Origin of the sequence: Alkalinema pantanalense CENA528 (assembly GCF_050753345.1) — a bacterium.
Taxonomy (GTDB): Bacteria; Cyanobacteriota; Cyanobacteriia; order Leptolyngbyales; family Leptolyngbyaceae; genus Alkalinema; species Alkalinema pantanalense.
On sequence record NZ_JBLZFX010000065.1, the window covers coordinates 1 to 10,601 of the forward strand.

The following is a 10,601-nucleotide window of genomic DNA, read 5'->3' on the forward strand; positions in this document are numbered from 1 at the left end:
CCCCAATGCCCCCCCCGAACCCTCCTCCTCTCGCCCTTCTGCCCGACGGCAACTCCGATCGCCTACTCCCCAAACCCAGTCTGTGCCCCAGTCTACTCCTTCGCAAACATCGTCTCCACCCGATCGATCGCCCTTAGAATCGGCCTTAGAAGATGAGTATTTTTAGCGTCTTCATCTGAGCTTAGCCAAGACTTGGAGAAGCGAAAGCCCCTTGATCCGATGAACACAGCCCCGTAAGATGAGAGTAGCGTTAACAAATGTAAAGAAAATGATGACTTGGGGAAGTAGACACTGTCCCGTATCATGATCTTCACAAGTTTGCTTGCTCCTGTTCCACATTTGCAGCCTGAGCCAATGAAGTTTTTGCCTGTTCGTCGTCTGGTTAGTGTGTCCGTAGCTTGCGTTATCGCGCTAGGAATTTGGACGATCGCCCCCGCCGCCCAAGCCTACAACAACCCCGAATTGTTGCCAAATCAGCCCACTAATGTGATTGATTTGGCGAAGGCGCTGACGGAGATTCAAGAAACGAGACTGTCCCAGGAACTCACAGATTTTGAACAGGAAACAGGCTGGAAACTGCGGGTGCTGACCCAGTACGATCGCACCCCAGGCCGTGCAGTTAAAGAATTTTGGGGCTTAGACGATCGCAGCGTAATGCTTGTTGCTGATCCTCGGGGCGGCAATCTGCTCAACTTCAGCGTAGGCGATGCCCTCTATCCCCTACTGCCCCGCACCTTTTGGATCGAGCTCCAAACCCGGTTTGGCAATCAGTTCTTCGTTCGGGACAATGGCGAAGATCAGTCAATTCTACAAACCATCCAAACCTTGGAACTCTGCCTCCGCCAAGGGGGTTGCCAAGTCGTTCCCGGCCTACCCCGAGAGCAATGGATTCTCACCCTCGTCACTTCGATCGTCGGTGGATTAATCTTCGGGTTTGCCTCCCAACCCCGGAAAGAAGGTCAAGTCTTCGCTTGGCAGTGGGCACTGATTTTTTCGCCACTGTGGGGAATTTTGTTCATTGCCTTTGGGATTGGCCCTGTGGTGACCCGCACCGCCGATTGGTTACCTCTGCTGCGGAATTTTTCGGGATTTGCGATCGGTGCTTTAGTCGCCTATCTCACCCCCGTCCTTGGCCGACCTCCCAGTCCCGAATCGTAGGCAGCCCCCTCCTGTAGACCAATTTGATGAGGACTGTTTCCCATGGGTCATTGGCGTCGATGGTTGGGTTATCTAGCGGTCATGGTGCCCTTAGCAGGATGTGGCGCTGAGGTTGATACCGGTGGCTCAGTCCCCGTGGCTGGCTCAGCGCAGAGTGCTAGGCTGAGTGTCGTACAAGGGCGAGGCGAACTGGTGTGCGGCGTCAGCGGCGAGTTACCAGGGTTTAGCTTTGTCAACCAAGACGGCGAATACAGCGGCTTAGATGTGGATATTTGTCGCGCGATCGCAGCGGCGCTGTTTGACAATCCCAACGCCGTCGAATTTCGCAACCTCAACGCCAAGGAGCGCTTCACGGCAGTCCAGACTGGGGAAGTCGATATTCTCAGCCGCAACACCACTTGGAGCCTCAGCCGCGATACGTCCGTGGGCATGGAATTTGCTCCGGTCGTGTTCTACGACAGCCAAGCCATTATGGTGCGGAAATCCAGCGGTATTCGCAAATTGACAGACCTCAAAAATAAATCGATTTGCATCCAAATTGGAACCACGACGGAACAAAATCTGACTGACCAAATGCGCCGCCGCAATATTCCCTTCAAGCCGATCGTGTTTGAGGATGTGAATACGGTCTTTGGCACCTATGCAGGCGGACGCTGTGATGGGGTAACGGCAGATCGCTCCCAACTGATCTCCCGTCGCACCAAGCTTCCCAATTCAACTGAGAACGTGATTCTCGACGAAGCCTTATCCAAAGAACCCTTAGCCCCCGCAGTTAGGGATGGGGATTCGCAATGGCAGGATGTAGTCAAGTGGGTCGTTTACGCCCTCATCGAAGCAGAAGAACTAGGTATTACCGCTAGCAATTTACCCCAGCAATTAAACAGTGAAGATCCTCGCGTTAAACGATTTCTGGGAACAGAGGGCGACTTGGGTAAAGGGTTAGGTCTGTCCAATGATTTTGCGGTACGAATTATTCGCCATGTGGGAAATTATGGAGAAATCTACGATCGCAACCTTGGCAGCAAAACACCCCTGAATCTCCCTCGAGGTCAAAATAAATTGTGGAGCAATGGTGGATTGATGTATGCCCCACCGTTCCGTTAGGTCTCTAGGCGTTCCTATTGTTCCGATCGGAAATAATTGTCGATTAGAAATAGCTGCCAATTGGGCAGGTACGGCGATCGCTCAAAATTGGGCATTCTATCAACAAAAATAACTTGCAGCAGACCTCAGCAATCTTGCAGATTTGCACTAAATCTTCGCACCAAACATTCGCACTGAACCTATGGATTTTACCGATCAAGAAAATACACTGGTGTGTGTTGGCCAATTCGATCCGTCAGGTTTGCCGATCATGACCTCTCGTCATCTGAGTCAATACGCAACCGTTGCCTTTCAAGTCATTAGCTTGAAAACTTTGTTAGAGCGATCGCTCCCTTCCGAAAACCTACAAACAGCCTACATTCACCATGAAGACGGCTCCAGCATCAAGATTGAACGCAGTCGGGATGGATTTGTGGCTTATCTGATACCGAACGAAAATTATTAGCGGTAAGGCTCATCCCTTCAGGCTTCTAGGAGCCATGGATTAGGCATTTTAAGGGATCTCGCCACAAATCTCCGCCACCTGTTGCGCCGTCATCCCTGTCATTTGCATGATCTGTTCGATCGGCATTCCCGCCTGTCGCAAATTTTGTACCACCTGCCGCAATTGAGTTTCGGCCTGCTCTGCCCGTTGCTGTGCCTGCTCTGCCCGTTGCGCCAACTCCACCGACGCCAAAAACCGCTGACCATCCGATCTAATAATCTCCAATTCTTCCGTCCCCAGCCTAAACTGAATCCCTAACCGAGGACTCACCCAATCCTGCATCACCGAGATCGGCCCTAACTCAGTTCCCTGACGTATCCACCCCCGCAAACGCTGGCGATCGGGATCATATTCGTAATATTCCTCCACCCCATAGGTGTCATAAAATTCTCTTTTCCGAGCCATTTCCGACGCTGTATTGCCCGGTGACAAAATTTCAAACACAACCTGCGGTGCAATGCCTTCCTCGACCCACTGCTTGTAGGAACCGCGTTCGCCTTTGGGACGACCAAACACCACCATGGCATCCGGCGCTTGCCGTACCTTGGGCTGTCCCTCCACTGCGTACCACAGCAAATCCCCCGCCACAAACACATCCGCTCGATCGGCAAATAAAATCTCCAAATTCTCCTTAATTGTGACAATCCAGCGGAATTGCTTCGTATTATCTGACATCGGTTGTCCATCACTATCTGGATACAACAGATCTGGATCAACCTGAGAAAACGTCGTCATAGAAGTGGCCCGACAAAGATTTACCCGATCCCGAAATCATCTCCATTCTAGCCTCCCTGCCCCGCTCCATCGCTCCATTCCCCGCACTTTCACCCAACGCCTCAACCCCTCAAGTCACAAATTGCATCGAGTCAGGTATCGAGTAGTGTAATGTAATCTCAATTCTCAATTCCACGGTATCCGAGGATGAATCGACGATCTTCCCCCACTCGTAGACCCATCACCCTGCGATCTCTCCTGATCAAACTGGGCCTTTTCTTCTGCGCGTGCCTTTTGATCGTCAGTTGCAGCGCCAGCCGACCGGGTTCTCCAACGGGGGCCAAATCTGCCGACTCTCGCTATATTAACCCTGGCCGCATCACCCTCGGTACCACCGCTAACATCAGCACGATCGACCCCGCCGATGCCTACAGTAGCTTTGAAGGGACGCTGCTCTACAACCTCAGCGATCGGCTCTACACCTACAAACTGGGCACCCGCGAACTGGTGCCCCAACTGGCCACTCGCTTTCCCAAGGTCAGTGCTGACGGGTTAACCTACACCATTCCCCTGCGCCAAGGCGTTTTCTTCCACGATGGGACTGCCTTTGATGCTGCGGCCATGGCCTTTTCCTTAGAACGGTTCATGCAAAATGGCGGATCGCCTTCGTTTCTGCTGTCCGACGCGATCGAACAAGTCAAAGCCACTGCGCCCTACGAACTGACCATTAAACTCAAAAAGCCCTTTGCTGCTTTTCCTTCCCTGCTAGCCTTTTCGGGAGCCTGTGCCGTTTCCCCCAAGGCTTACACGATTAAAGAAGGCGAATTTAAACCAAAGGAAATCGTGGGAACTGGGCCTTATAAGTTGGTGGATTTTAACGTCGATCGATTGCGTTTGGAACCCTTTGAGCAATACTGGGGCGGCAAACCGAGCAATGCTGGTGTAGATGTGCAAATCTTCTCTAGCCCTGCCAACTTATACAATGCCTTTCGCACGGGAGCCGTCGATCTCGCCACCCAAAGCCTCGCGATCGAACAAATTCGCAACCTCAAGGACTCCGTTGCTCAGAAACATTGGCAAATTATTGAACAGGCAGGCAGTGGTATTGATTATTTAACGATCAATCTGAATTCTCCACCATTGGATCAAAAAGCCGTGCGACAGGCGATTGCCGCCTTGGTCGATCGATCATTATTGCAATCGCGCATTTTTGAGCAGCAGGTTGATCCGCTCTACAGCCTGATTCCAGCAACCCTAGCGGAACATGTCCCCACGTTTAAAACCCAGTACGGCGATCGTAATATCGAAAAAGCAAAAGACTTACTGCAAAAAGCAGGATTTTCCGCGCAGAATCCTTTAAAAGTTGAACTCTGGTATCGATCGAACTTAACCAACGATCAATTATCGGTCGTAACACTGAAGGCATTAGCTAAGAAAACAATGGGAGGAATGCTAGAGCTGCAACTGAATGGCGTGGAATCGGTCACAGCCTACAATAATTTGGATAAGGGTGCATATCCAATGATGTTACTAGATTGGTCACCGGATTATCTAGATGCGGATAGCTACATTCAACCGTTTGTGGATTGCACAAAGGGAGATGTAAAAACGGGCTGTAGTGAAGGGCAATCGGTTTTGCAGGGATCGTTTTACTACAACGATCGGGCCAATCAACTGCTGGCCCAAAGTCGCAAGGAACTCAATCCAGCTAAACGCCAACAACTGTTTGCGGAATTGCAAGCGATCGTGGCGGAGGATGTGCCGTTTATCCCCCTCTGGCAAAGCAAGGATTTTCTATTTGTGCAACAGGAGATTCTCGGCGCAAGTTTAGAGGCGACCCAAAAAATTCCCCTCTGGAAGTTACAACGATCCACCGCTAGTTACCCACCCACTTAGGGGACTGCGTACAAATATAATTGCAAGGGAAAGGGTGGAGGGGTAGGTGGGTCAAGGGGTAAACGGAGAATGTTATTTCTCAGCTAGGCCCTTAGATCTGAAATCATCGATCGCAGCTCACCGTCATGAGAAAACCATGCAGGAAGCAAGAGACATGGTAAGCTAGTGTCCAAATTGGTCTTTTTGCAGCTAGTCACACTATGGGCAGTGTTTCACCCCAGGATTTAAGCCGACCGGAAATTAATCAACTACGATCGTGCGATCGGGCTGCCCATGACTGGTATCGGTTTGTCCTGTCCTTTCCGGCCCATTTGGTGCAGGAATATTTGAACAAGTTCGCGATCGGGGCTGACCAAACCATGCTCGATCCGTTCTGTGGCACGGGCACGACGGTAGTGGAGGGCAAAAAGCTAGGAATTGCCAGCGTGGGGGTGGAGGCGAACCCCATGGCCTGGTTTGCGGGGTCGGTTAAGCTGGATTGGACACCGGATCCGGTGGAACTGCTACACCAAGCGGCCCAGGTGACCGATCGGGCGACGGCGGTCATGCAGCAGGAAACTGAACTGCGGGAACTGTCGGAGGAAGCCAGTAAGTTACTTCTGAAGAACTCCATCAGTCCGCGCCCGTTGCATAAGCTGTTGGTGCTGCGGGAAGTGTTGGACGGGTTGGACAAGTTAGAACCGGGGGGTGATCGCGCCGTCGATCGGCACCTGAAGTTAGCCCTTGCCAGGACGGCGGTGTCTGATGTGAGTAATTTGTACTTTGGCCCAGAAGTGGGGGTGGGCAAAGCCAAGGAAGACGCAGATGTGGTGGGGGTTTGGCTCGATCGGGTGCAGGCGATGGCGGAGGATCTGCAATATCTCAAGACTTTGCCCAGCGTTGCTGCTACCGTTCACCATGGCGATTCCCGTAACATCTTACCGTTGTTAGCGCCGCAGTCGATCGATACGATCATCACTTCACCCCCTTACCCCAACGAGAAGGATTACACACGCACTACCCGTTTGGAGTCGGTACTGTTGGGCTTTTTACAAACGAAGGCGGATTTACGATCGCTGAAACAGGGGTTGTTGCGATCGAATACACGTAATGTCTATGCGGCGGATCAGGATGACCAGTGGGTGTCCAAACATCCGGAAATTCAACGCATTGCCCAGGAAATTGAACAACGGCGCATTGATTTGAATAAAACCAGTGGGTTTGAGCGCCTGTATCACCGGGCAGTGAAGCTCTATTTTGGAGGCATGGCTAAGCATTTGGCCGATCTGCGGACGGTGCTACGGCCTGGGGCGCAATTAGCCTATGTCGTGGGCGATCAGAAGTCCTATTTGCAAGTGATGATTCGCACGGGGGAGTTGCTGGCGAATGTCGCGGAGGGATTGGGTTACGAAGTAATGGGTATTGACCTGTTTAGAACGCGCATTGCCACTGCGACGAAGGAACAAATGCGGGAGGAAGTGGTGCTTCTGCGCTGGCCTGGGACATTTCCCGATCGACCCTATCCCTACAGCGATCGGCCTCTTTAGGGACTAAGATGAGCAACGGTTAGCAACCTCAGCAGCCCAACTAATTCTATTCATTCCGATCGCTGGGCACTGGTTCCGCCGCGTGGGAAAAATCGCCAAAACCCTTATGATTAGCGAATTCTGAGGATTGCGCCTTTGAACGGCTGTATCCCTTACTGGATAAGGGTTTCAGCCCAAATTCCCCATAACACGGAACCAGTGCCTGTGGGTCATGCTAAAACCAGTGAGTGAGTAGTCGTGTGCTGTTTGCAAGGACTTGCCAAAGTCCGATCAAGGCTAAGACCTTGGTGATATAGCTGATCCAATCGTTGCTCACCGTTAGTTTAGGGGTGGCGTTAGCCTGCAAACCACTCCGTATCCCATGGCGTCGTTTCATTGGGGATGCTCCGGATTACCATTTCTTGTAGGGCAGGAACTTGCCATTCATGGTCACTTTGACCCGATCTCCCTTCGGATCTTCTTCTTTGTCAATGTCCAAGGTGAAATCGATCGCGCTCATGATGCCATCCCCAAACTTTTCATGGATGATCTCCTTCATCGGCATTCCATACACCTGCATGATCTCGTAAAAGCGATAGATCAGCGGATCGGTGGGAACGATTGGCCCCAAGCCCTTAACTGAAGAAGCCGTTAGTTCAGGCACTAGATCCTCACTTAACCCCAGCAGGTGCAGTAGCTTGCTAGCTTCATCGGCAGAAGCACTGGCTTGTCGATAGATGACAGCAGCCAGCCAAACTTCGTCACGACCGATCGCTTGCTCTAACTCTGCGAACGTAATCCCCTTTGCCTTTTTAGCGTCCAGAAGGGTTACTGTAATCGCGGAAAGTTCAGTCCTTGACATGGTTGGATCCTTGAAATTTCAATGGGTTTAATTTCTGTTGCAGTTTGTGCCCCTGCGTATTCGACTAGGGGGCTATTTCCGAACGCGAGACTCTTCCACAGCACGGGTTTCGTAGGAAAGATGCTGTTCCATTGCGGCTTTCAGCGCGTGGTAGCCGGGATATTGGTCGAGTTCCTCCCGTCGGCGCGGACGAGGAAAGGGCACATCCAATACTTGAGCAATGCGCGCCGCTGGGCCCCGCGTCATCATCACAATTTTGTCGGACAATAACAGAGCCTCTTCAATACTGTGGGTAATCAGAATCACGGTTTTGCGTTCCTGCTCCCAAATCCGTTCGATTTCGTCTTGCAAAAAGCCACGGGTGAGGGCATCGAGCGCCCCGAATGGCTCATCCATTAGCAAAATCTGCGGATTAATCGCTAAGGCGCGGGCAATGCCAACCCGCTGCTTCATCCCGCCAGAGAGTTCGTGGGGATGTTTGGCTTCAGCGCCGCGCAGACCAACTAAGCCAATGTAGTCCTGAACAATGGACTTGCGCTCAGCGATCGCCATCGATGGATAAACGGTTTCCACGGCGAACTGGATGTTTTCGGCAACCGTCATCCAGGGCATTAACGCATAGTTTTGAAAGACGACCCCGCGATCGGTTGGATCAGGTGGAGCCGTTGTTAGATGAGATTGCAGCGCTGGAAATTCGGTTGGGGAAGTATTACAAGACGTTCTTTCTGGATCATGCCCAGGAACAGTTTCGGTTTCCGCCGCAGTTTAATGGGGTAATTATTCGGGTGATTTTGGCGCGGTTGGGGTTGGGGACGAGGCCGGAACCTAGAGAGTTGAAGGCGCTTTGGCAGTGGGTACCGGAGGGATGTCGGTTGGTACCGATCGTGTGTTAGAAGTAATTGAGAGGAAACAGCGTACCAATAAAATTTCAGATGAAAGGGTAGGGTATCTTATTGATTAAGCCTACTCTGCTGCTCATTCGTGACAATTGATTTTTGAGGAAACTGCATTGCATAAAGTTTGGCATAGCGATCGCCATGATCGAGTAATTCATCATGTTTTCCCATTTCTATAATCTTGCCTTGCTCAAGGACAACAATCAGGTCGGCATTCCGAATTGTTGATAATCGGTGGGCAATGACAAAACAAGTTCGGTGTTTCATCAGATGCGTTAGAGCTTGTTGAATTAGTGTTTCGGATTCTGTATCAAGTGAAGATGTGGCTTCATCTAAAATCAGTAATTGAGGATCTTTGATTAATGCACGGGCGATCGCGAGGCGTTGCCGTTGCCCACCCGAAAGTTTAACCCCCCGCTCGCCAATAATCGTGTCGTATCCTTCGGGAAACTGACCGATGAAATCGTGGGCATAGGCTAGTTTTGCTGCCTGTTGAACTTGGTCTTTAGAAGCATGGGGCTGCCCATAGACAATGTTGTCGAAAATCGTTCCGTGAAGTAACAACGTCTCCTGGGAAACTAGACCGATCTGACGGCGAAAGGTTGGCAAATCTAAATTGCGTAAATCGTGTCCATCAATGGTGATACAGCCGGAATCTGGATCGTAGAATCGAGCCAACAGATTTGCGATCGTACTTTTTCCTGCACCAGAAGACCCCACACAGGCGATTGTCATCCCAGAGGCAATTTCCAAGTTGATGTGATGTAATATCGGTTGATGGGACTGGTAACTAAAGCTAACATTAGTCATGCGAATGTTGCCGACGAGGGATGGGAGGACAATCGCATCGGGTTTATTCAAAACTTTCGGTTGCGTGTCTAATAATTCAAAAATGCGTTCTAGGGCTGTTGCACCCTTTTGGAGGACATTAAAAACACGGCTGTAGCGCTTGGCAGGTTGGCTAATGGGATTGAGGTAGGCAAGAAATGCCGTCATTTCACCAAGCGTAATCTGCTGTTTCATCACTTGCCAAGAGCCAAAGGTTAAAACGATGATTGTCCCCAAGGAATTCATGATGTCAATCACGGGCATAAAGATTGACCAAAGGCTGACTGCACGCAAGTTGGCATCCCGATGGGACTGGTTGTAAAGACTGAAGCGATCGATTTCGTAGGTTTCGTTCGCACAGGCTTTGACAAGCTTGGCGTTGGTTAACGTTTCCTGAAGGTGGTTGTTAATTGCAGCACTCTGATCCTGAATGTCGCGGTAGATAGTCCGCATCCACTCCCCAAATTGCTGACTTAAAAGAACCATGATGGGAAGAGAAATCAATAATAATCCTGTGAGTTGCCAGTCCACATAGAGGAGGTAACTAACCACCACCATAAATGTAAAAGTTTCAGCAATAATTTCAGCAACGTCTGTTGTAATTAGCTTTTCAACAGATTCCACATCCTTAGTCAACCGGATCATCAATGTGCCCGTTCGCTGATTTTCATAGAATTGCAGAGAAAGATCTTGGAGGTGGCGATAGAGCTGATCGCGCAGTCCATACACCGTTTGTTGGCCGACTTGAGACAAACTATAGTTCCGAATAAAGTTAAGTCCTCCAGTGGCGATCGCAATTCCTAAAATGCCAGCCCCAATCCAAGGAACCTGCGCTAAGTCCTGATGGGGAATGACTTCATCAATGATGTAACGGGTGAGTTGGGGCGTTAGAATTTGGAGAAAAGATAATCCAAAGACTGTACTGGAACCTAGCAAAAACCACCATTTCTGTTGCCAAATATATTGAAAAAAACGAGCATACAGCTTTAAGGCGGAGGGATGGAGCTGAAACTTCTCGGGATGTTCCTTGGCTAACTTCTGGATAAAATTGGCTTGCATTCGGATTTCAGTTTTCGTGGAATACTCCCCAATGGATTGCTCAAGATTCCCGATTCACACTCGCCCCAACCATGCGACATTGCGGGCGGCTAAGC

The 10,601-nt window shown here is 50.6% G+C and carries 11 protein-coding genes; 6 read left to right on the forward strand and 5 right to left on the reverse strand.

Going from position 1 to position 10,601, the window contains the following annotated elements:
• Positions 1–354 precede the first annotated feature (354 nt).
• The 3 genes from ACN4EG_RS18420 (at position 355) to ACN4EG_RS18430 (ending at position 2,707) form a co-directional block, all read left to right on the forward strand.
• Positions 355–1,158, forward strand: coding sequence for a TPM domain-containing protein (locus tag ACN4EG_RS18420; protein WP_431631596.1), 804 nt, complete (start codon positions 355–357; stop codon positions 1,156–1,158).
• A 42-nt stretch (positions 1,159–1,200) separates the two neighbouring features.
• On the forward strand, positions 1,201–2,262 hold the full coding sequence (locus ACN4EG_RS18425; protein WP_431631598.1) for an amino acid ABC transporter substrate-binding protein: 1,062 nt from the start codon (positions 1,201–1,203) through the stop codon (positions 2,260–2,262).
• A 181-nt stretch (positions 2,263–2,443) separates the two neighbouring features.
• Positions 2,444–2,707, forward strand: a complete 264-nt coding sequence (locus ACN4EG_RS18430) for a hypothetical protein (protein ID WP_431631600.1) — start codon at positions 2,444–2,446, stop codon at positions 2,705–2,707.
• 48 nt (positions 2,708–2,755) lie between these two features.
• Here ACN4EG_RS18430 and ACN4EG_RS18435 read toward each other — a convergent pair whose 3' ends face one another.
• Positions 2,756–3,481 (reverse strand): Uma2 family endonuclease, encoded by a 726-nt coding sequence (locus tag ACN4EG_RS18435; protein WP_431631601.1) that lies wholly within the window; start codon positions 3,479–3,481, stop codon positions 2,756–2,758.
• A 186-nt stretch (positions 3,482–3,667) separates the two neighbouring features.
• Here ACN4EG_RS18435 and ACN4EG_RS18440 point away from each other — a divergent pair, with 186 nt between their 5' ends.
• Together ACN4EG_RS18440 and ACN4EG_RS18445 are read left to right on the forward strand one after the other, a co-directional pair.
• Positions 3,668–5,356 carry an ABC transporter substrate-binding protein gene (locus tag ACN4EG_RS18440; RefSeq protein ID WP_431631602.1) on the forward strand — a complete coding sequence of 563 codons (1,689 nt, stop codon included), beginning with the start codon at positions 3,668–3,670 and terminating at the stop codon, positions 5,354–5,356.
• A 200-nt stretch (positions 5,357–5,556) separates the two neighbouring features.
• Positions 5,557–6,882 (forward strand): DNA methyltransferase, encoded by a 1,326-nt coding sequence (locus ACN4EG_RS18445; RefSeq protein ID WP_431631604.1) that lies wholly within the window; start codon positions 5,557–5,559, stop codon positions 6,880–6,882.
• 214 nt (positions 6,883–7,096) lie between these two features.
• Here the strand turns inward: ACN4EG_RS18445 and ACN4EG_RS18450 are convergent, their stop codons facing one another.
• The 3 genes from ACN4EG_RS18450 to ACN4EG_RS18460 form a co-directional block, all read right to left on the reverse strand.
• Positions 7,097–7,258 carry a hypothetical protein gene (locus ACN4EG_RS18450; RefSeq protein WP_431631605.1) on the reverse strand — a complete coding sequence of 54 codons (162 nt, stop codon included), beginning with the start codon at positions 7,256–7,258 and terminating at the stop codon, positions 7,097–7,099.
• A gap of 15 nt (positions 7,259–7,273) precedes the next feature.
• Positions 7,274–7,723, reverse strand: a complete 450-nt coding sequence (gene cynS / locus ACN4EG_RS18455; protein ID WP_431631606.1) for a cyanase — start codon at positions 7,721–7,723, stop codon at positions 7,274–7,276.
• A 72-nt stretch (positions 7,724–7,795) separates the two neighbouring features.
• Positions 7,796–8,335, reverse strand: a complete 540-nt coding sequence (locus ACN4EG_RS18460) for an ABC transporter ATP-binding protein (RefSeq protein ID WP_431631607.1) — start codon at positions 8,333–8,335, stop codon at positions 7,796–7,798.
• On the opposite strand from ACN4EG_RS18460, the gene ACN4EG_RS18465 reads away from it, so the two are divergent.
• Positions 8,278–8,616, forward strand: a complete 339-nt coding sequence (locus ACN4EG_RS18465) for a hypothetical protein (protein WP_431631653.1) — start codon at positions 8,278–8,280, stop codon at positions 8,614–8,616. The two genes, ACN4EG_RS18460 and ACN4EG_RS18465, sit on opposite strands and share 58 nt — an antisense overlap.
• 57 nt (positions 8,617–8,673) lie before the next feature.
• Here ACN4EG_RS18465 and ACN4EG_RS18470 read toward each other — a convergent pair whose 3' ends face one another.
• Complete coding sequence (locus ACN4EG_RS18470; protein ID WP_431631609.1) at positions 8,674–10,506, reverse strand: ABC transporter ATP-binding protein; 1,833 nt, start codon at positions 10,504–10,506, stop codon at positions 8,674–8,676.
• Positions 10,507–10,601 lie beyond the last annotated feature (95 nt).

Bases quoted from the DNA above. Each gene is read 5' to 3' on its own strand.
- ACN4EG_RS18420 (WP_431631596.1), top strand. From the start codon at position 355: ATGAAGTTTTTGCCTGTTCGTCGTCTGGTTAGTGTGTCCGTAGCTTGC.
- ACN4EG_RS18425 (WP_431631598.1), top strand. From the start codon at position 1,201: ATGGGTCATTGGCGTCGATGGTTGGGTTATCTAGCGGTCATGGTGCCC.
- ACN4EG_RS18430 (WP_431631600.1), top strand. From the start codon at position 2,444: ATGGATTTTACCGATCAAGAAAATACACTGGTGTGTGTTGGCCAATTC.
- ACN4EG_RS18435 (WP_431631601.1), bottom strand. From the start codon at position 3,481: ATGACGACGTTTTCTCAGGTTGATCCAGATCTGTTGTATCCAGATAGT.
- ACN4EG_RS18440 (WP_431631602.1), top strand. From the start codon at position 3,668: ATGAATCGACGATCTTCCCCCACTCGTAGACCCATCACCCTGCGATCT.
- ACN4EG_RS18445 (WP_431631604.1), top strand. From the start codon at position 5,557: ATGGGCAGTGTTTCACCCCAGGATTTAAGCCGACCGGAAATTAATCAA.
- ACN4EG_RS18450 (WP_431631605.1), bottom strand. From the start codon at position 7,258: ATGAAACGACGCCATGGGATACGGAGTGGTTTGCAGGCTAACGCCACC.
- cynS (WP_431631606.1), bottom strand. From the start codon at position 7,723: ATGTCAAGGACTGAACTTTCCGCGATTACAGTAACCCTTCTGGACGCT.
- ACN4EG_RS18465 (WP_431631653.1), top strand. From the start codon at position 8,278: ATGGATAAACGGTTTCCACGGCGAACTGGATGTTTTCGGCAACCGTCA.
- ACN4EG_RS18460 (WP_431631607.1), bottom strand. From the start codon at position 8,335: ATGCCCTGGATGACGGTTGCCGAAAACATCCAGTTCGCCGTGGAAACC.
- ACN4EG_RS18470 (WP_431631609.1), bottom strand. From the start codon at position 10,506: ATGCAAGCCAATTTTATCCAGAAGTTAGCCAAGGAACATCCCGAGAAG.